18 protein-coding genes are annotated in these 20,054 nt (G+C 69.4%); 12 read left to right on the forward strand and 6 right to left on the reverse strand.

Annotated elements, in window-relative coordinates:
* The first annotated feature begins 1 nt into the window (after nt 1).
* Genes accD through ML539_RS08395 form a run of 3 tightly spaced genes read left to right on the forward strand, consistent with a single transcriptional unit; the run spans nt 2 to nt 3,022 of the window.
* Nucleotides 2-856, forward strand: a complete 855-nt coding sequence (accD, locus tag ML539_RS08385) for an acetyl-CoA carboxylase, carboxyltransferase subunit beta (RefSeq protein ID WP_243322485.1) — start codon at nt 2-4, stop codon at nt 854-856.
* Nucleotides 856-2,085, forward strand: coding sequence for a Mur ligase family protein (locus ML539_RS08390; RefSeq protein ID WP_243322487.1), 1,230 nt, complete (start codon nt 856-858; stop codon nt 2,083-2,085). The genes accD and ML539_RS08390 overlap by 1 nt, the downstream gene beginning before the upstream one ends.
* A 34-nt stretch (nt 2,086-2,119) precedes the next feature.
* Complete coding sequence (locus tag ML539_RS08395) at nt 2,120-3,022, forward strand: cation diffusion facilitator family transporter (protein WP_243322489.1); 903 nt, start codon at nt 2,120-2,122, stop codon at nt 3,020-3,022.
* Here the strand turns inward: ML539_RS08395 and ML539_RS08400 are convergent, their stop codons facing one another.
* From ML539_RS08400 to ML539_RS08410, 3 genes are all read right to left on the reverse strand, one after another.
* On the reverse strand, nt 3,023-3,640 hold the full coding sequence (locus ML539_RS08400) for a flavin reductase family protein (RefSeq protein WP_243322491.1): 618 nt from the start codon (nt 3,638-3,640) through the stop codon (nt 3,023-3,025).
* A 132-nt stretch (nt 3,641-3,772) separates the two neighbouring features.
* Nucleotides 3,773-4,207, reverse strand: a complete 435-nt coding sequence (locus ML539_RS08405; protein ID WP_243322493.1) for a secondary thiamine-phosphate synthase enzyme YjbQ — start codon at nt 4,205-4,207, stop codon at nt 3,773-3,775.
* A gap of 59 nt (nt 4,208-4,266) precedes the next feature.
* A complete protein-coding gene (locus tag ML539_RS08410) occupies nt 4,267-6,120 on the reverse strand; it encodes a PKD domain-containing protein (RefSeq protein WP_243322495.1) in 1,854 nt (617 codons plus the stop codon).
* A 149-nt stretch (nt 6,121-6,269) separates the two neighbouring features.
* Between ML539_RS08410 and ML539_RS08415 the strand changes: the two genes are divergently transcribed.
* A complete protein-coding gene (locus ML539_RS08415; protein WP_243322497.1) occupies nt 6,270-7,307 on the forward strand; it encodes a hypothetical protein in 1,038 nt (345 codons plus the stop codon).
* Nucleotides 7,308-7,339: 32 nt separating this feature from the next.
* Here the strand turns inward: ML539_RS08415 and ML539_RS08420 are convergent, their stop codons facing one another.
* Nucleotides 7,340-8,545 carry a trypsin-like peptidase domain-containing protein gene (locus ML539_RS08420; RefSeq protein ID WP_243322499.1) on the reverse strand — a complete coding sequence of 402 codons (1,206 nt, stop codon included), beginning with the start codon at nt 8,543-8,545 and terminating at the stop codon, nt 7,340-7,342.
* Between the two features lie 121 nt (nt 8,546-8,666).
* On the opposite strand from ML539_RS08420, the gene ML539_RS08425 reads away from it, so the two are divergent.
* From ML539_RS08425 to ML539_RS15475, 3 genes are all read left to right on the forward strand, one after another.
* A complete protein-coding gene (locus ML539_RS08425) occupies nt 8,667-10,208 on the forward strand; it encodes a hypothetical protein (RefSeq protein ID WP_243322501.1) in 1,542 nt (513 codons plus the stop codon).
* Between the two features lie 73 nt (nt 10,209-10,281).
* On the forward strand, nt 10,282-13,695 hold the full coding sequence (locus ML539_RS08430) for a methylmalonyl-CoA mutase family protein (protein WP_243322503.1): 3,414 nt from the start codon (nt 10,282-10,284) through the stop codon (nt 13,693-13,695).
* Nucleotides 13,696-13,904: 209 nt separating this feature from the next.
* Entirely contained in the window at nt 13,905-14,762 is an 858-nt protein-coding gene (locus tag ML539_RS15475; RefSeq protein ID WP_279341567.1) for a transglycosylase SLT domain-containing protein, read from the forward strand.
* 3 nt (nt 14,763-14,765) lie between these two features.
* Here the strand turns inward: ML539_RS15475 and ML539_RS08445 are convergent, their stop codons facing one another.
* Nucleotides 14,766-15,134: an Hpt domain-containing protein gene (locus ML539_RS08445; RefSeq protein ID WP_243322505.1), complete on the reverse strand. Its 369-nt coding sequence runs from the start codon at nt 15,132-15,134 to the stop codon at nt 14,766-14,768.
* A gap of 85 nt (nt 15,135-15,219) precedes the next feature.
* Here ML539_RS08445 and ML539_RS08450 point away from each other — a divergent pair, with 85 nt between their 5' ends.
* The 5 genes from ML539_RS08450 (at nt 15,220) to ML539_RS08470 (ending at nt 19,351) form a co-directional block, all read left to right on the forward strand.
* A complete protein-coding gene (locus tag ML539_RS08450; protein WP_243322506.1) occupies nt 15,220-15,693 on the forward strand; it encodes a hypothetical protein in 474 nt (157 codons plus the stop codon).
* Nucleotides 15,694-15,840: 147 nt separating this feature from the next.
* Complete coding sequence (locus tag ML539_RS08455; protein ID WP_243322507.1) at nt 15,841-16,821, forward strand: substrate-binding domain-containing protein; 981 nt, start codon at nt 15,841-15,843, stop codon at nt 16,819-16,821.
* A gap of 135 nt (nt 16,822-16,956) precedes the next feature.
* On the forward strand, nt 16,957-17,472 hold the full coding sequence (locus ML539_RS08460; RefSeq protein WP_243322509.1) for a Spy/CpxP family protein refolding chaperone: 516 nt from the start codon (nt 16,957-16,959) through the stop codon (nt 17,470-17,472).
* 26 nt (nt 17,473-17,498) lie between these two features.
* Nucleotides 17,499-18,644, forward strand: coding sequence for a histidine kinase (locus ML539_RS15480; RefSeq protein WP_279341568.1), 1,146 nt, complete (start codon nt 17,499-17,501; stop codon nt 18,642-18,644).
* Nucleotides 18,641-19,351, forward strand: a complete 711-nt coding sequence (locus tag ML539_RS08470) for a response regulator (protein WP_243322776.1) — start codon at nt 18,641-18,643, stop codon at nt 19,349-19,351. The genes ML539_RS15480 and ML539_RS08470 overlap by 4 nt, the downstream gene beginning before the upstream one ends.
* Nucleotides 19,352-19,665: 314 nt before the next feature.
* Here the strand turns inward: ML539_RS08470 and ML539_RS08475 are convergent, their stop codons facing one another.
* The gene (locus ML539_RS08475; protein ID WP_243322511.1) at nt 19,666-20,040 is read right to left on the reverse strand and encodes a RidA family protein; all 375 of its coding nucleotides are present in this window, start codon (nt 20,038-20,040) and stop codon (nt 19,666-19,668) included.
* Nucleotides 20,041-20,054: the final 14 nt, after the last annotated feature.

Genomic DNA, 20,054 nt, shown 5'->3' on the forward strand with positions numbered 1-20,054 from the left:
CATGTCCTGGTTCGTGAAGAAGCGTCAGCAGAAGACCGCCGTCGAAGAAAAGACCGTCCGGGTGCCCGAGGGCCTCTGGATCAAGTGCGAGGCCTGCAAGGAGCTGATCTACCGCAAGGAGCTGGTCAACACCCACAACGTCTGTCCCAAGTGCGGCTACCACTTCCGCATCGGTGTGGAGGAGCGGCTCGAGAACCTCATGGACGAGGGATGGGTACCGCTGTTCAGCGACCTGAAGAGCGGCGATCCCCTCGGGTTCGTCTCCACCAAGAGCTACAAGGAGCAGCTGAAGAAGCTGGAGCAGGCGGGCGAGACCGAGGATGCGGTGGTGGTGGTGGAGGGCACCCTGTCCGGCCAGCCCGTGGTGACGGCCATCATGAACTTCGACTTCCTGGCCGCCAGCATGGGCAGCGTGGTGGGCGAGAAGCTGCGCCTGGGCGCCGAGCGGGCCCTGGCGAAGCAGTGCCCCTACCTCATCGTCAGCTGCAGCGGCGGCGCCCGCATGCAGGAGGGAACCCTGTCACTGATGCAGATGGCCAAGGTCAGCGCCGCCCTGGCCAAGCTGGACAAGGCGGGCCTGCCCTACCTGAGCATCCTGACAGATCCCACCACCGGCGGCGTGAGCGCCAGCTACGCCATGCTGGGCGACCTGAACATCGCCGAGCCCAAGGCCCTCATCGGCTTCGCCGGGCCCCGCGTCATCGAGCAGACCATCAAGCAGAGCCTGCCGGAAGGCTTCCAGCGCTCGGAGTTCCTGCAGACCCACGGCATGGTGGACAAGGTCGTCACGCGCGATCACCTCAAGGACTTCATCGCCGCCTGCCTGGCCTGGATGACGCCCTCGCCCAGGGACTGATGCGCGAAGGTCTTGAGCCCGTCTTCATCCCGCGCCTCCAGGCGCGCGGCCACATGGGGATCAAGTGCGGCCTGGAGAACATCCACGCCCTGCTCGACGGGCTGGGCCGGCCCGATGCGAACTTCCCCGTCATCCTCATCGCCGGCACCAACGGCAAGGGCAGCACCGGGGCCTTCCTGGCCCACATGCTGAAGGCCGCGGGGTTCGTGGTGGGATGGACCACCTCGCCCCACCTGGTGGACGTCACCGAGCGGATCTGGGTGGACGGGGAGCCCATCGGCGAAGGGGCCCTGGAGCTGCTGCTGGGCGAGGCCTTCGATTCCGAAGCCCGCACCGGCGTGAACGCCACCTACTTTGAATTGATGATCACGGCGGCCCTCTCCGCCTTCCGCATGACCGGCGTGGAAGTGGCCATCCTGGAGGTGGGCATGGGCGGACGCTGGGATGCCACCAACGCCACGGACCCCATCCTCACGGTGCTCACCAGCGTGAGCCTGGACCACCAGCAGTACCTGGGGGACACCCGGGAGGCCATCGCCCGGGAGAAGCTCTGCACCGCCCGGGAGGGTCGGCCCCTGGTGCTGGGGCCGACCTTGGACCCGGAATGGATCCGCCCCCTGCTGCCCTGCGAGCCGGTGCTCTGCCCGGCCGCGCGTCTCGGTCCCGCCGACATCCGCTGGGACCACTCCCGCGTGACGGGCCGGCGCGTGGGTCTCGCCGGGCTGCACCAGCTGGACAACCTCGCCACGGCCTTCGAGACGATCCACCAGCTGCGGGGGCTGGGTTTCCCCGTGCCCGAGGACCGGCTCTGGGAGGGGGTGGCGGCCACCCGCTGGCCCGGCCGGCTCTGGGCTCCGCCGGGACTCCAGGGCGTGTGGATGGATGGCGCCCACAACCCGGATGGCGCCCGCGTCCTGGCGGATCATGCCCTGGCCTGCGGCGTGCGCCCCCACCTGTTCTTCGGCGCCATGGGCGACAAGGACCTGTCTGGCGTCGCCCGGGAGATGAAGCGCATGCGCCCTCTGTCCGTCACCTTCATCCGGGGGGAGGCTCCCCGCTATGCCACGGCCGAATCCCTGCGGGAGGCCTGGGGTCTCGAGGCGCCGATGCTCGACCTCCGGGAGGCGGCGGAGGTGCTGCGGAGGCCCACGGAGGCCCCGCGACTGGTGACGGGCTCCCTCTACCTCCTGGGCGACCTCCTGCGGGAGCTGGACATCCGGGCCTTCTGAACCGGGCCTCCTGATCCGGCCCTATGCTGGAGCCATGTCCACCGGATCCTCCCGCGCCATCGCCCTGGCCCTCGCCGCCAACGGGGGCATCGCCGTCTCCAAGTTCGGCGTGTTCCTCCTGACCGGCAGCTCCAGCCTCCTCACCGAAGCCATCCATTCGACCGCCGACTGCGCGAACCAGGTGCTGCTCTTCATCGGATTGCGCCAAGGCACTCGGCCCGCGGGGCCGAAGCATCCGCTGGGCCATGGCCAGGCGGCCTTCGTGGCCAGCTTCCTGGTGGCCCTGCTGCTCTTCAGCGTGGGCGGCCTCTACTCGCTGGTGGAGGGAGTCCACAAGATCCGGCATCCCGAGCACCCCCACCACCTGGGCTGGGCCGTGGCCCTGCTGATCTTCGCCATCCTCCTGGAGGGCGCCTCCCTGCGCGGCGCCCTCCGCGCGGCCGAGCCGGAACGCCGCGGCCGGTCCCTGCTGCGCTACCTGCGCCAATCCAGCCGCACGGAGCTGGTGGTGGTGCTGGCGGAGGACATCGCCGCCCTGCTGGGCCTGGTGTTCGCCCTGGCGGCCGTGCTGCTCACTCTGGCCACGGGCAACCCTGTCTGGGATGGCATCGGCAGCGTGGCCATCGGGCTCCTCCTCATCGCAGTGGCCCTCTTCGTGGGCGTCGAGGTGGCGAGCCTGCTCATGAACGAGGCGCCGCCCCTGGCCCTGCGCGCAGCTCTCCGCAGCGCCGTGGAGGAAGCACCCGCCGTGGACCAGGTGCTGGGCCTCGTGGCCGTCGTCGTGGGCAGCGACCGGCTCATGGTGGCCCTGAAGGTGAAGTTCCACGACCAGCCCAGCGGGGCGGCCCTGGTGGCGGCCATCAACGCCCTGGAGCGGGACCTCCACCAGCGCTTCCCCCAGATCCAGCACCTGTTCGTGGAACCGGACGAGGCCTGATCAGGGCAGCTCGGAGGGGCCGAGGCGGAAGGTCGCCCCCAGGGCGCCATAGTTGGGCCCCACCACGGAGGCCAACCGGACGACAGGCGTCCACTGGCTGGCATCCGCGCAGTCATGCTCGGCATTCCAGATGCGCTCCGCGGCGTGGGCCATCACCACGGCGAGCAGGACCAGGGTGGTGGTGGGCCCCAGGTCCAGCTCGCGGTTCAGCCGGCACTCCAGGGCGACCGGGGCATCCCTCAGGCGGGGCGGGGCCACCAGGAGGGAGGGCTCCGTGGCCAGACCCAGCCGGGCCACCTCGCTGACCTCGGGATCGGCCTCGGCGCCGCTGGCGTGAAGGGGCTCCAGCAGGGGCAGGTCCGCCAGGTGGACCACAGCCTCTCCGTTCGCCCGCAGGTTCCGGTGGGTGTCCTTGAGGGAGCCGTCCCGACGGCGGCCCACCGTGAAGGCCAGAATGGGCGGCCCGAAGACGCCCATGAAGCTGCTGAAGGGGGCCAGGTTCACCCGGCCCGTCTCGTCCACCGTCGTGATCCAGGCGATGGGGCGGGGGATCACCAGGCTGGAGAGGATGCGGTAGGCGTCGCGCCTGGGAAGGCTCGTGAGGTCGCGGCTGATCATGGTCACTCCCCGATGATCTTGATGAGGATGCGCTTATCCCGGCGGCCGTCGAACTCGCCAGAGGCTCCATCTCCAGGATCTGCGATAGCGGATCCTGGGAGGACGCCGCAGTGCGGCGTTCGATAGATGGAGTCATTCTCCGAGGATTTTGATAAGAACACGCTTGTCCCTCCGGCCGTCGAACTCCCCGTAGAAGATCTGCTCCCAGGTGCCGAAGTCCAGCTGCCCGCCGGTGATGGCCACCACCACCTCGCGGCCCATGATCTGGCGCTTGTGGTGGGCGTCGCCGTTGTCCTCGCCCGTGCGGTTGTGGAGGTAGCCGCCCGTGGCGGGGTCGCTGCCGGCGTTGAAGGGGGCCAGCTTCTCCAGCCAGCGCAGGTAGTCCTGCTTCAGGCCGGACTCCTCGTCGTTGATGAAGACGCTGGAGGTGATGTGCATGGAGTTCACCAGGCAGAGGCCCTCCCGCACGCCGCTCTCCCGGACCGCGGCAGCCACCTCGGCCGTGATGTTCACGAAGCCCGTGCGGCCGGGCAGGTGGAGGGTGAGGACCTTCCGATGGCTCTTCATGGGGGGAGCATAACGAAAAACCCCGGGCCGGGGCCCGGGGTTCACGGGGCGCGGGTGGATCAGTAGCCGGCGATCTGGAAGTCGTCGAAGTTCACCCGGTTGGCGGATCCGTCGGTCTTGCGGATCTGGAAGCGGATGGCGCCCGCCACGTTCACGGTGAAGGTGGCGGTGGCCAAGGTGGTGGAGGTGGTGGTCACGCTGCTTCCGGCCTGGATCCAGGTGGAGCCGCTGTTGGTGGAGTACCAGAGGCCCCAGGTGGAGTTGCCGTCGCTGCCGTACTTGGCGTGCTTCACGGAGACGGTCTTGGCGCCCGTGGCGAAGTTGAAGGCCATCGTCACCTTGCCGCTGTTGCGGGTGCGCACGCTCTGGGCGCCCACCTTGCGATCGGCGGTGGTGTTGCCCAGGAGGGCGTCATCCAGGGTCCAGGAGCCAGTGGCGAGGGCGACGCTGCCTACGGCATAGGCCCCCTTCGTGCCCGTGTCGAAGGTCTCCTTCAGGCTGCTGCCGGCGCTGGCGGCGAAGGCGGCGGCAATGGTGTGGCCGGCCGTGACGTTGCTGAAGGTGTAGGAGCCGAGGGCGCCCTGGTTCACGCCGTCGACAGCGACGCTGCTGATGACGTAGCCGGTGGAGGGGCTGATGGTGAAGGCCTGGCTGCCGCCCGAGGTCACGGTGACGGCGCCCGAGGGGGTGATGGTGCCGCCGGTCCCGGCGCTGGCCGTGATCGTGTAGGAGGCCGGCGTCACCGTGATGGTGCGGCTGGCGGAGGCGGACTTGCCCTGGTTGCTGGTGGCCGTGAAGGTGGCGGTGTAGGTGCCCGCGGTCGCGTAGGTGTGGCTGACGGGGCCCAGCACGGAGGCGGTGCCTCCGTCACCGAAAGACCAGCCGTAGGTCATGGCGCTGCCGTCGGCGATGGTGGCGCTGCCCTGGAAGCTGACGGAGCCGCCGGCAGTCAGGGTGACGTTGGCGCTGGGGGAGGTGATGCCCACCACAGGCGTGGGTGCCGTCGAGCCCGCGTCGCCGGCCAGGTAGGCGGTGGCGTTCAGGAAGAAGGCCTTGTTGCTGTTGATGGTGTAGCTGTTGTGCAGGGACTTGCCGGCGGTGGTCGTGGTGCCGTCATCCGAGGGGGCGCTGTCGCTGATGGCCACCACACGACCGGAGCCCACGGTGCAGGTCACGATGAAGGAGCCCGTGTCCCCGCTGATCTGGGTGTGGAGGATCTCCTGCACGTTGGGGTTCTGGGCCGTGTTGAAGTTCAGGTACGAGTAGGAGTGGAAGTCCATCAGCCCCAGGCCGCCGTAGGCGCCGTGGATGATGGCCTGCTCGGCGGGGGTGGTGCCCGTGGCGAAGGCGGTGCTGGTGGTGTTCGCCAGGGTGTCGCCGGGGCCGTGGCCGGGCACGAAGGTGAAGCCGTAGGGGTTGCCGCCGTTCACGGCCACCAGGTCGTTGAACACGGTGTAGGCGTCCGTGCCGCCGGTGCCGCTGTAGCGTGCGGCGCCGGGGTGGTTGCACACGATGAACAGCCCGCCTCCGTTCTGGACGAAGCTGAGGATGGCCTGCTTCTCCGCCGCCGTGAACAGGAGGTAGGGCTCGGGAATGACGTAGACGGCGTAGCTGGAGAGGTCTTGGGCGTTGGTGGCGTCGCCGTAGGTCACTCGGCCCGCCGGGGGCAGGGACTGGACCTTGTACCCGGCCTTGTAGAGGTCGAAGGCCCAGGCGCTGATGCCCCCGTTCCAGTCGGTCTCGGAGGCGGGGGCCACCGGGCTGGGGTCGGGCTCGCTGGCGGAGCAGATCACCCACTCGGCGGAGGTGCCGGCCTCTTCGTGGCGGGTGTGGTCGAACAGGATCTTCTTGGGGGTCTGGGCCCCGAGCGCCACGGCCAGGGCCAGGCTCAAGAGGACGCGGAAGGCAGGCATGATCACCTCGTCGAAAGAAAAATGAATCCTCCCCATTCCATCCGGACGGGGTGTGACCGCGAGGTGAAATTGATGCACTTAACAACAATTAACATCTCGGGTCGACGCCGCCGGCGCGGCACACTGGAGGAACGCCTCCAGGACTCGACATGCTGTTCCCGCCCGCTCTCCTCCTCCTGACGCAGTTGCCCGCCGCGCCCGCGCCGGCCAAGCCGGATCCGGTGCCGCCCGCCCGCATCGAGCTCACCACGCCCTTCCCGGTCCACCTGGGCAGCGTGGGCCCGCGCGAGATCCGCGAGGCGGCCTACGGCATCAAGAGCCTCCACGATCGGCCCTTCCACCTGCGGGTGCTGGACCTGTCCCTGGGCCTCAGCCTGGACGAGGCCCAGCTGGCCACGCCCCTGCAGCCCGGCGAGGTCCGCCTGGTGAAGGTGAAGGTGGATCCCACGGGCTTGGTGGGGCCCGTCAAGGGGGCGGTGCGCCTGGGCACGGACGATCCGGGCCAGCCGAACTACATCCTGCGCTACGACATGATGGTGCGGCCCGAGGTGACGGTGGACGCCGAGCGCAAGAGCTTCGGCGACGTGGCCCCCCACGAGAGCCCCGAGCTGGACTTCCGCTTCCGGCGCGAAGGCGGCGACCCGCTGAAGCTGGTGCTGGCCTCGGAGGTTCCGGACTACCTCGACGCGGAGCTGCTGCCCGGGGACAGCGGGGAGGACCTGCGGCTGACCCTGCGGCCCCGGCGCCTGAAGCCCGGCGTCACGGCGGGTCTGGAGGTGCTCAAGGTGGCCACCAACGCGCCGAAGCAGCCCCTCTTCACCCTCTACCTGGACTGGCGCATCGCGCTGCCCGTGGTGCCCGAGCCTTCGCGCGTGGTGTTCACGGAGCCGAAGACCACGCTCCTGGCCCTGGAGCTGAAGGCCCGGGACGGGAAGCCCTTCCGCATCCTGAAGACGGAGGTCCAGGGTCGCGGATTCCAGGTGCTGGATGCGCCCGAAGGCGAGGCGGCGCGGCAGGTACTGCGGATCCGGCGCACCGGGATCACGCCGGAGGCCCTGCTGCTGGTCCACTGCGCCAACCTGGACGAGCCTCTCCGGGTGCCCCTGTTCTACCTCGACCCCAAGGCCCGCCCGGCCAAGGGTTCTGTACCGCCGCCGCAGGTCGTGGAGGAGCACCACCATCACTAGACCCGCGCTCGTCTGAAGGCGGGTTCTCGGGGTCAGATGCTCGTGGGCTCCTTCTTCTTCGAAGTCTTGAGGTTCAGCTTCACCTTGATGACCCGCCCATCACGCAGGACATCGAAGACAACCTCGTCGGCCGGGGACTCGAGCTCCAACATGGCCATGAACTGCCCTTCGTTCTCGATCTGCCTCCCCTGGTAGCCCAGGAGGATGTCGCCCATGGTCTTGACGCGGCCTGAGGCGTCCACTTCAAGGGCGCGGAGGCCAGCCCGGCCGGCGGGCGAATCCGGATCCACCACCTTCACGACCAGGCCGCGCGTGATGCCGAAGATCTGTTGGGCCTCGTAGCTGCCCAGAGTCTCGAAGCCCATGCGGGGCGGCTCCAGCCGGCCCTTCGCGATCAGCAGGGGCACCACCCGGTTCAGGGTGTCCACGGGGATGGCGAAGCCGATGCCCACGGAGGCCCCCGTGGCGGCGGCGATGGCGGTGTTCATGCCTACCAGGCGCCCGGCGCTGTCCAGGAGCGGCCCGCCGGAGTTGCCGGGATTTACGGCGGCGTCCGTCTGGATGACGTTCAGGATATGGGTGTTGTAGCCCGTGCCGATCTCCCGGCCCAGGGCGGAGATGACGCCCCGGGTGAGGGTGTGGTCCAGGCCAAAGGGATTGCCGATGGCCATCACGGCCTGCCCCACCTGGAGGTCGGAGCTGCGCCCGATGGGGATGGGCCGCATGGCGCCCAGGGGCGCGAAGACCTGAAGCACGGAGATGTCGTAGGCGAAGCTGGTGCCGATGACCCGGCCCTTGTAGGTCTTGCCGTCCGCGAGGGTGACCTCCACCTCGTCCACATCGCCGATGCGCTTGCCCTGGTCCTCCACAGTGATGACGTGGTGGTTGGTGACCACGTGCCCCCACTCGTCCCACACGAAGCCGGTGCCCGTGCCCGTGGGGATCTTGGTGATGTCCCGAGTCCGCAGGTCCTGGACGGGGGCGATGGCGGAGACATACACCACGCTGGGTTTGGCCTCCTTGAAGCGCCGGATGGTGTTCTGCTCCTCGGCGCTGAGGGGAGGGCGCTTCGCGACGGCGCGGGGGGCCGCGTGGGCGCGGAAGCGCTGGATGGTGGCCTCCTCGCTGGGTGCCTGGGCCGTCGACTGGGCCATGAGGGGCCAAGCCGCGAGGGTGGCCGCGAGGCAGGCCAGGAGGGTGGCCAGGACCGATAGGAGGCGGCGGGGGCTGGGGTTCATGGCGGCTCCTCGGAGATTATGCGGCTTTGCGGGGATATGGGGCCAAGCGCAGACGTGGGGGTCGCCGAACCACCTTCCTCCTTTGGGGGATCATGAAAAACCCGTAACCTTGAATGACCCGATGCGTGAATCCACCTTCCATCCCCGCCGCCCAGCCCTGGTCCTGGGCCTGCTGTTCCTTGCCATCCTCGGTGCGGGGGGAGGCCTGGCCTGGTGGCTGGCCGCCCGGGGCCTCCGCAGCCCTCTCCGCGTGCTTCTGGTCACGCCGGGCAGCGGGCTGAGCGCGGACCCAGGCCTGGACCCGGGCGCAAGCCTCGACCCTGCCTCCTGCCGGGCCATCGGGGCCCTGGTGCAGGACCACCTGGAGGCCTTTGGCCAGGCGGCCGTCACCAGCGTCACGGAGCTGCCTGCGGACCTGGAGGACCTCCGCACCCAGGCCCAGACCCTGGTGGTGGAGCTGCAGCCCTCCCGGCAGGGAGAGGCGCTGGCGCTTTCCTATCGCTATGTCTGGGGGGATGGTCTGACGAAGGGTGCGCCCCCTGTCTGGAAGCGCGTCCAGGCGCCGCCGCTGAAGCCCGCGGAGGCCTTCGAAGCCTTCCTGGGCGGCTTCCCGAAGCGCATCCGCGTGCCTTCGGCCTCTCCGCTGGTCCCCCGGCAGCCCGCCAGCTTCTGGGACCTGATCAAGGCCGGCGCCTGGCGGCTCAAGAACGAGCACCTGGAGGAGGCCCTGGCGCTGGCGGAGCGGTCCGCCGCGACGGAGCCGTCCTGCGCCAGCGCCTGGATCCTCATCGGCAACCTCCGCTACCGGCGCATGTTGAACAACCCGGCGGCCTTCCGCCAGGAGCAGGCGGAGACGGAGAACCTCATCCAGCGCGGGTTGGACCTGGCCCCCTACCATCCCAGAGGGCTCTTCCTGCTGTCGCTGCTGAAGACGGACGGCGGCGATCAGGGCGAGGCCCTGGACCTGCTGATGCAGGCACGGCGCCGGCAGCCCTACAACCCCACGCTGCTCACCGGCATCGCCTATGCGGCCCGAGGAGCCGGACTCCTGCCCCTGGCGCGGCGCGCCATGGACCTCCGGGACCAGCTGGCCTTCGCCCATCTGCAGCCCCAGGCCGTGGACATCACCTGCCTGTACACCGGGGAGATCCAGCGCTTCGAGGCCAGCCTCCAGGAGCAGCCGGGCCACCTGCGCAGCACCTCCGGGGTGCTGCCCTTCTACCGGGGCTACCTGGCCCTGGTGCTGGGGGACCAGACGAAGGCCCAGCGGGAGTTCAAGGCCGCGGCATCCCTGGCCAACGGCTATCCGAACATCGTCCGCCTGAGCCAGATCTACGACCTGATCCTGGAGGGCCGCAAGGACGAGGCCTGGAAGCGGCTGCGGGAATACGACCAGGAGCGCATCGGCATGCGCGAGCCCGACGGCGAGTTCACCCTCCGGCTGGCCGAGGCCTATGCCCTCATCGGCGACCGGGCCAGCGCCATGGACATGGCGGGACGGGCTTTCGCCCGCGGGTTCGGCTGCACAGCCTGGTATGAGCGCAGCCCCATGCTGGAGCCGCTCCGGGGCCTGCCCAAGTGGAAGGCCCTCCTGCAGCATCTGAAGGAGCGGCAGAGCCTCATGGAGGACCGCTTCCCCATCGGCCTGCTCGAGGACAACTGACCTCCAGGTGAACAGCCCTTCGAGAGGGGCGCAGGCCCCGGGTAGACTGAGGGTTCGCCCGATGGGGGGATCCATGTCCACACTCGCCATGCCCGAAGCCGCCCACGCGACGGAGGGCTACACGCCCAAGCACAAGATCCGGTTCGTCACGGCCGCCAGCCTCTTCGACGGCCACGACGCGGCCATCAACATCATGCGGCGCATCATCCAGGCCACGGGCTGCGAGGTGATCCACCTGGGCCACAACCGCTCGGTGCAGGACATCGTGGAGACGGCCATCCAGGAGGATGCCCAGGGCATCGCCCTCTCCAGCTACCAGGGCGGCCACGTGGAGTTCTTCAAGTACATGGTGGACCTGCTCCGGGAGCGGGGCGCCGGCCACATCCAGGTCTTCGGCGGCGGCGGCGGCGTCATCGTCCCCGAGGAGATCCGCGAGCTGGAGGCCTACGGCGTGGGCCGCATCTACAGCCCCGAGGACGGACGCCACATGGGCCTCCAGGGCATGATCGACGACATGGTGGCGCGCTGCGACTTCGATCCGCGCGAAAAGCCCGCGGCGCTGCCGCTGGCGCGGAAGATCACCGAGGTCGAGGCGGGCGCCGCGGGCAGGTTCGAAGCGCCTTCCAAGAAGGTGCCCGTCCTCGGCATCACCGGTACGGGAGGCGCCGGCAAATCGTCCCTCATCGACGAGCTCCTCCGCCGTTTCCTGGTGGATTTCCCCGAGAACCGCGTCGCGGTGCTCAGCGTGGATCCCACCAAGCGCAAGACTGGCGGCGCCCTGCTGGGCGACCGCATCCGCATGAACTCGCTCTACCATCCCCAGCTGCGGGACCGGGTCTTCATGCGCAGCCTGGCCACCCGCGGCGCGGCCCACCGAGCCACCAGCGAGGCGCTGGTGGCCAGCATCGCCGCCGCCAAGGCCGAGGGCTACGACCTGGTCATCGTCGAGACCGCGGGCATTGGCCAGAGCGACAGCGAGATCGCGGACCTGGTGGATCTCTCGATGTACGTGATGACGCCGGAATACGGCGCCGCCAGCCAGCTCGAGAAGATCGACATGCTGGACTTCGCCGACCTCGTCGTGCTCAACAAGGCCGACAAGCGCGGGGCCGAGGATGCCCTGCGGGACGTGCGGAAGCAGTACCAGCGGGCCCACAAGCGCTTCAGCGAGCCCGCCGACGACATGCCGGTCTACGCCACCTGCGCCAGCCAGTTCAACGACCCCGCCACCAACTGGCTCTTCGTGAACCTGGTGAAGGCCCTGGCGGCGAAGACGGGCGTGGCCTGGGCCCCGACGCTGGAAGCCGAGCCGGGGAACCCGCGCCGCGCCGCCATCATCCCGCCGGAGCGGGTGCGCTACCTGGCGGAGATCGCCGACGCCGTCCAGGGCTTCAAGGCCTGGGCCCGTCGCCAGGCGGAGACCGCCGAGCTGGCCCACGCCCTCTGGACCAGCCTCCGCGCCCTGGGTGACAAAGTGCCGCCCGCGGGCGCCTTCTACGACGCCGTGCACCTCACGGAAGCTGGCGAGGGAGACCAGGGCACAGCCATCCTGGTGCTGCGCCAGCGCTACCAGGAGCACCTGGGCGAGCTGCACGCCGAGAGCCGGCGCCTCATCCACGACTGGGCCGAGCTGAAGCGCAGCTACACCGAGCCCGAGAACGTTTACGTGGTGCGCGGCAAGGAGATCCGGACCCAGAACTACACGATGTCCCTCAGCGGCTCTATGGTCCCCAAGGTGGCCCTGCCGCCCTTCTCGGGCTGGGGCGAGCTGCTCCGCTGGCAGCTGCTGGAGAACCTGCCGGGCCGCTTCCCGTACACGGCCGGCGTGTTCGAGTACAAGCGCGTGGGCGAGGATCCCACCCGCATGTTCGCCGGCGAGGGCACGCCCGAGCGCACCAACAAGCGCTTCCACTACGTGAGCAAGGGCCAGCCGGCCGTGCGCCTCAGCACCGCCTTCGACAGCGTGACCCTCTACGGCGAGGACCCCCACGTCCGCCCCGACATCTACGGCAAGATCGGCAACAGCGGCGTCTCCGTCTGCACCGTGGACGACGCCAAGAAGCTCTATTCCGGCTTCGACCTGCTCTGCCCCACCACCAGCGTGAGCATGACCATCAACGGGCCAGCGCCCACCATGCTGGCCTTCTTCCTCAACGCCGCCATCGATCAGCGGGCCGAGGTGTGGCTGAAGGAACACGGACAGCTGGAGACGGCCCAGAAGAAGATCGACGCGCTGTACGCGGCCAAGGGCATGACCCGCCCCCGCTATGGCGAGACGCTGCCCGAGGGCAACGACGGCCTGGGCCTGGCGCTCCTGGGCGCCACCGCCGACGAGGTGCTGCCGCCCGAGGTCTACGCCAAGCTGCGGACCGAAGCCCTCCAGACCGTGCGTGGCACCGTTCAGGCCGACATCCTCAAGGAGGACCAGGCCCAGAACACCTGCATCTTCAGCACGGAGTTCAGCCTCAAGGTCATGGGCGACATCCAGCAGACCTTCATCGAGGAGAAGGTCCGCAACTTCTACTCCGTGAGCATCAGCGGCTACCACATCGCCGAGGCGGGGGCGAACCCCATCAGCCAGCTGGCCTTCACCCTGGCCAACGGCTTCACCTTCGTCGAGTACTACCTCTCCCGCGGCATGCACATCGACGACTTTGCGCCGAACCTCAGCTTCTTCTTCAGCAACGGCCTCGATCCCGAGTACAGCGTCATCGGCCGTGTGGCCCGCCGCATCTGGGCCGTGGCCATGAAGGAGAAGTACGGCGCCAATGACCGCAGCCAGAAGCTGAAGTACCACATCCAGACCTCGGGCCGCTCCCTGCACGCGCAGGAGATCGACTTCAACGACATCCGCACCACGCTGCAGGCCCTCTACGCCATCTATGACAACTGCAACAGCCTGCACACCAACGCCTATGACGAGGCCATCACCACGCCCACCGAGGAGAGCGTGCGCCGGGCCATCGCCATCCAGCTCATCATCAACCGCGAACTGGGCGAGGCGAAGAACGAGAACCCGCTCCAGGGCTCCTTCCTCATCGAGCAGCTCACGGAGCTGGTGGAGGAGGCCGTGCTGGCGGAGTTCCGCCGCATCGCGGACCGCGGCGGCGTGCTGGGCGCCATGGAGACCATGTACCAGCGCGGCAAGATCCAGGAAGAGTCCATGCACTACGAGCACCTCAAGCACAGCGGGGAGCTGCCCATCGTGGGCGTGAACACCTTCCTGAACCCCAAGCCCGCCGAGCTGGGCGCGCCCGAGCTGATCCGCAGCACCGAGGCCGAGAAGCAGCAGCAGATCCGCAACCTCGAGGCCTTCCACGCCCGCAACGCCGACCGTGCGCCCGCGGCCCTGGCCCGACTCAAGGAGGTCGCCCAGGCCCGCGGCAACCTCTTCCTGGCCCTGCTGGACGCCGCCAAGGTCTGCAGCCTCGGCCAGATCAGCAGCGCCCTCTACGAGGTGGGCGGGCAGTACCGGAGAAATATGTAAGCGACCGCCGGGTGACGGAGCAGGCTGCGGGGCAGCCTGCGAAGTCGGGACCCGGCGAGGAGCTTATGCCACACGACCGCCGGGTGACGGAGCAGGCTGCGGGGCAGCCTGCGAAGTCGGGACCCGGCGAGGAGCTTATGCCAGGAGGCCGAGGATGCCCGCCCCCAAAAGCGGGCTTGTCGATTTCCGTGCACGTATCATGGAGTTCGATGGTCCGCCCGTTCCTCATCCTCCCCTTCGCCGCCCTGGTGCCTGCCCTGATGCTCGGCGCCGGGATGCCGAAGGCTTCCAGGGCCGCGAAGCCCGGCGTCACCTACCTCTACACCTACTACGACAAGCAGGGCCGGCTGGTGATCAACAACCTGCCGCCCAGCTACGTCAAGAGCCAGGGCCTGGTGCTCAAGCATGTGGGTGTGGGCAAGGTGCGCCTCGCAGTGACCTCCGCGGAGATGGCGAAGGCGCTCCGGAGCCCCGAGCTCATCGCGCTGGTGGACGAGATCGCCCAGGCGGAGGGCGTGGACATCCACCTGGCCCGGGCCATCATCCAGGCCGAGAGCGCCTTCAACTACAAGGCCCGATCGAAGGCAGGGGCCCTGGGGCTCATGCAGCTCATGCCCTCCACGGCCGAGCGTTTCGGTGTGCTCGATCCCTTCGATCCCCGCCAGAACATCAGCGGCGGCGTGAAGTACCTGAAGTGGCTCCACGGCTACTACGAGGGCGACCTGAACAAGGTGGTGGCGGCCTACAACGCCGGCGAGGGCGCCGTGAACCGCTACAAGGGCATCCCCCCCTTCCGCGAGACCCGGGCCTACGTGCCCAAGGTGCTGGACCTCTACCAGCGCAAGGCCGTCCAGCCCGATCCGAAGCTGGCGGGCAGCATGGCCCTGCTCAAGAAGGGTCGCGGCGGATTCAAGGTGGAGGAAGAGAAGACCGTATCCGAACCCACGGTCCAGCAGCGGGCCGCCACGCGCATCTACCAGTGGACCGACGCCACGGGCCGCGTGCAGATCAGCGATCAGCCACCGCCCAAGGGCACCGTCGGCGTGAAGTCCTTCGGCGAGCCCTGAACCTTACTTGGCCTGACCCTCGCGCACATAGGCCTCCAGGGCCGCGAGGCTCTCCTGGAACAGGGCTTCCAGGCGGGGACGCAGATCGGGGCCGGCCTCCACGGAGCCCTTGCGGCCCAGCGCCTCCAGGTCCGCCGCCAGGGCCCGAAGCGCCTTGGCGCCCAGGGCGCCGGCCCCGCCCTTGAGGGCGTGCGAGGCCCGGGAAAAAGCTTCGGCATCGTCCAGGCCTGCCGCCGCGAGGATGTCCTCGATGCGCCCCTGGGTATCGTCCCGGAAGATGCCGATCATCTCGACCACCAGCCCATGCTGGCCGTCGTCCAGCTCCACCAGATTCTGGAGCGTCGTCAGATCGAGCAGGTCCGATAGGGCCACAGGAACTCCTGCCCTCATGCTGAACCAGGGGAGGCCCATCCGTCCAATGGGATGCGTCCGGAGGCGGCGGTAGTAGGCTGGGGTCATGACCGAAGCTGTGCCCCTGTCTGCGGCGGAAACCGCCCTGTCCCTGCTGTTCCGCAAGCTCCACCCGCACCTGGAGGACGCGGCCCATGCCCTGGCCCGGGGTGCCGCCCGCCGGGACCTGGAGCGGTTGCATCTCAAGCTCCTCGCGGCGCGGTTGAAGACCGTGGCGCTCCTGGAGGCGGAACTCGAAGGGCTGGCCGAGGACGCCCCCTTGGCAGAGGTGCTGGAGACCCTGGCCGCCAATCTCACCCCGGTGGGGGAAAGCTACCGCCAGAGCCTGATCCTCACCCAGCTCTGCCTGGAGGAGGCTCCGGCGGACCTGCTGCCCCACGCCCCGGAAGGCTGCGTGTCCGGCTCGACCTGGGGTCCTCGCATGGCGGATTTCATGACCCGCTTGGAGGATCCCGCCTTCCAGGCGCACCGGCGGTGGGAGGGCATCGAGGAGGACATCGGGGAAACCGAGGAAGGGTGATCTCCGGTCTGCGGTCCCGGCCTGGCTTGGTAAAAAGCTAAAAGAATAATCATGAAATACAGTAAGCTGGAGCTTTCCGGGGCCTTACCAGGACCCTACAAGTCGACTTGCTTCATGAGTTCCGTGTTTGTCTAGGCAGGAGTTTCCGTGCGCCCGTTCTTCTTCGCCATCGCCACCAGCACCCTGCTTCTCGGCCAGGGGGTGGCCCAGCACGCCTCCAAGCTGGACCCAGGCCTGTCCTCCTATGCCGCCACCCAGAACGTGAACGCGACCATCGAAAGCGTCGGGGCCGACTCCCTCACGGATGTCTGGGAGGAGTGGAAGACCGGGTTCCGGGCGGTGCAGCCCCAGGTGCAGTTCCGGGTCGTCAATGGCCTGTCCACCACCGCCGTGAAGGCGCTGATGGACGGCACGGTTCCCATGATCCACATGGCCCGGGAGCTCACCCTCGACGAGTACCAGGCCTTCGAGAAGAAGTTCGGCTATGCGCCCACCAAGCTGGTGGTCTGCTACGACGCCTTCATCGTCTTGGTGAACGCTGGCAATCCCATCAAGGACATCGGGATGGACCAGCTGGACGCGGCCTTCTCCACCACCCGCAACGCCGGCTACCACAAGGACTCGGCCGTGGACACCTGGGGCGACCTGGGCGTGCGGGGCGACTACGCCAAGCGCCCCATCCACCCCTACATGCGCGCGGAGGGCACGGCCTCGCGCTCGGCCATCCGCGACCTGGTGCTCCTGAAGGGCAAGTACAAGCCCACCGTGCATGACGAAGTGGACTGGCCGAGCATCGCGGAGGCCGTGATGACCGACGGCAACGGTCTCGGGATCGCCACGCTCTCCAACTGGCTGTCGCGGAACAAGACGCTGGCAGTGACGCCCCTGCAGGCCAAGGACCCGGTGCCGCCCACCCAGGAGAACGTGGTGTCGGGCAAGTACCCCCTGTCCCGGACCTACTACTTCTACCTGAACCGGGCTCCGGGCAAGGCCCTCGCGCCGGCCCTCTCCGAGTTCCTGCAGTTCATCCTGTCCCGCCAGGGCCAGACGGCCGTGACGCAGGCCTCCCTCTACCCGCTGCCCGCGGAGATCGCCCAGCTCTACCGGAAGCGGCTGCGGAGCAACTGAGCGCCGTTCGACCCCCTGAAGCTGCGATTCGGCCCCCTGCTTCTGCCATTCGCGAACCCGGCTCCACCTTTCCCCTGTGGTGGGCATCTCCTGGTGTGGACGGATGATCCGTCCCCGACCCTCCAGGAGCTTCCCATGACCTCCCATCCCTTCCGATTCACCACGCTCGCCGCCGCCGTGCTGGTTCTCGGCGTCTCTCTGGCCGCCCAGGGCCGGGGCCCAGGCTTCGGACCCGGATTTGCGTCTGGTCGGGGCCTCAGGGCCCTCCACCTCACCGAGGCCCAGCAGACCCAGGTGAAGGCCATCCATGAGCGCCACCAGGCGGCCATCCAGGCCAAGGTGGAAACCGCCCAGGCCGCCCGCCAGGCCCTGCGGGAGGCCATGGCCAACGCCGGCACCGATGCCAAGACGCTCCAGGCCCTGCACGAGAAGGCCTCCGCCGCCCAGTTCGCCGTGATGCTGGAGCACCGCGCCGTGCGGCAGGAGATCGTCCCTCTGCTGACGCCCGAGCAGAAGGCCCAGTTCGAGAAGATGCCCCAAGGTCCCGGCATGGGTCCCGGCATGGGTCCCGGCATGGGACGCGGCGCCGGCATGGGGCCTCGCCACGGGCGCGGCCCGGGGATGAACCCTGACTGTCCGATGGGGAAGTGACCGGCCAGCCGCTATCCTGACCAGCGATGCGCGCCTCTGCGGTCCTCCAGGCCACCTGGCAGCGGACGCGGCGCCCCCGGACCTGGGGCGCCGCGCTGCTGTTCGGCCTCGCCTGGAACGGCGCGAGGCTGCTCCTGGGATGGCCCGGTCCCGATCTCCTGGACCTGCTGGCGCCCTCGCTGTGGGTGGTCCTCTTCCTGGTGCTCGCGCCGCTGCCCTGGCAGTGGAGCGGGGACGAGGCGCCCATGGCCGGTCCCCTGCGCGGGGCCGTCCAGGCCCTCCCCTGGATGGCGGCCCTCACTCTGGTGGCGCTGCTGGCCCTGACGGCCGCGGGCGCCTCGCCCATGCCCATGGGCCGGGGGCCGGGGGCCGGGCCGGGCCGGGGCATGGGCATGATGGAGCACGGCGGCCCCCGCCGAGGACCGGGCCCGATGCCCGGCTCAATGATGGGTCCGGGCGCCGAAGGGCATGGGTTCCCCATCCATCCGCGCTTCTGGGCCCTCGGCGTCGCGCACCTCTGCTTCGGCCTCCTGCTGGGCTGGGTGCTGGCGGATCGCGAGCGCGCCGAGTTCCAGGAGGCGGCCGCACGCCGCGCGGCGAAGGAGGCCCAGACCCGTGCCCTTCAGGGTCAGATGAACCCGCACGTGCTCTTCAACGCCATCAGCGGGCTCACGGAGCTGGTGCGCGAGGATCCGGCGGCTGCGGAAGCCGCGCTGGTGAACCTGTCGGACCTGTTGAGGGCCCTGCTGGACCAGGGCTCTCGCCTGCGGGTCCCCCTGGGCGACGAGCGCCGCCTGGTGGAGCGGCACCTGGCCTTGGAGCGCATCCGCCTGGGCCGGCGCCTCCGGGAGCGCTGGGACTGGCCCGCCGGGCTGGACGCCACGGAGGTCCCGCCCCTCATGATCCAGCCGCTGGTCGAGAACGCCCTGAAGCACGGCGTGTCGAAGGCCGTCGGGGGCGGCGAGCTGGAGGTCGTGGTGCGCGGCGAGGGGACCCGCCTCCACATCCGCGTGGCCAACACCGGCCCGGCGCCGGACGGCGAGGGGAAGGGCGTGGGGCTGGCGAACCTGCGGGAGCGCCTGGACCTGCTGGGGGCGGGACCGGAGGCTCTGCGGCTGCGCCGGGAGGGCGACTGGACCATCGCCGAGCTGGATCTGGAGGTGGCGCCGTGAAGCCCCTGCGCGTGCTCGTGGCCGAGGACGAGCCCTTCAACCTGAAGCGCCTTTCACGGCTGCTGCGTGAGGCGGGCTGCGAGGTGGTCGCCGAGCTCGAGGACGGCCCCTCCGTGCTGGCCTGGCTGGACCGCGGCGAGGCCGTGGATGCCCTCTTCATGGACATCCAGATGCCTGGCCTCACGGGCCTGGACGTGTCCGCCGACCTGCCCCGGGACCTCCCCGTGGTGTTCGTGACGGCCTACGCCGAGCATGCCGTGAAGGCCTTCGAGCAGGCCGCGGCGGACTACCTGCTCAAGCCCGTCACCGCCGAGCGGCTCGGCGCCACCCTCCAGCGCCTGCGGACGCGCGTGGAGCGGGAGGGCCCCCGCCCGGGCGGACCCTTCCGCTTCCCCGTGCGCGCGGGGGACGGCCTGGTGTTCGTGGACCTGGCCAAGACCACCCACTTCGCCTTCGAGGAGGAGGCCGTGTGGGCCTACGCCGGGGATCGCCTGCGCACCACCTGGAAGACCCTCGCCGAGGCGGAGACGGCCCTGGGCGCCCGGGTGGTGCGCGGCCACCGGCACCTGCTGATCCGGCCCGAAGCCGTGGTGGGCGTTCGCATCGGCGACTCCGGCCGCCTCCTCGTCCGGTTGACGGGGGGCTTCGAGGTGGAAGTGAGCCGCGGGGCAGCGCCGGCCCTCAAGGCGAGGCTGGGGCTGGGCTAGACCTCGGCGATAAGTTCGATTTCCACCGGGGGTCCCACTCCCTGAGCCGAAGGCGAGTGGGAGCACAGGGCGGGGCCCTGTGCGTTCGTGGGCTGCCAGGGCCGCGTGCGCCGAGGCGCAGCCGAGCGCCCAGCGGCCAAGGGAGAGCCCGACCCTTAGACTTCCGCGATGAGCTCGATCTCGACCGGGGGTCCCACTCCGCGAGCCGAAGGCGAGTGGGAGCACAGGGCGGGGCCCTGTGCGTTCGTGGGCTGCCAGGGCCGCGTGCGCCGAGGCGCAGCCGAGCGCCCAGCGGCCAAGGGAGAGCCCGACCCTTAGACTTCCGCGATGAGCTCGATCTCGACCTTCGCCCCCTTCGGCAACGCGGCCACGGCGACGGTGCTGCGGGCGGGCTTGGCGGCGCCCAGGGCCTTCTCGTAGACGGCGTTGAAGGCCGCGAAATCGCCCATGTCCGTGAGGAAGACCGTCGTCTTCACCACCCGGTCCCAGCCGGTGTTGGCGGCGGCGAGCACGGCGCTGAGGTTCTTCAGCACCTGCTCGGCCTGGGCCTCGATGGGGCCGGTGACCATCTCCATGGTTTCCGGGATGAGGGGGATCTGGCCGGAGGTGAACAGGTGGCCGCCGGAGATCTGGGCCTGGCTATAGGGGCCGATGGCGGCGGGAGCGTTCGACGTGGAGATGGCGCGCATGGGAACTCCTGGAA

The organism is Geothrix sp. SG200, assembly GCF_022808935.1.
GTDB classification, from domain to species: Bacteria; Acidobacteriota; Holophagae; order Holophagales; family Holophagaceae; genus Geothrix; species Geothrix alkalitolerans.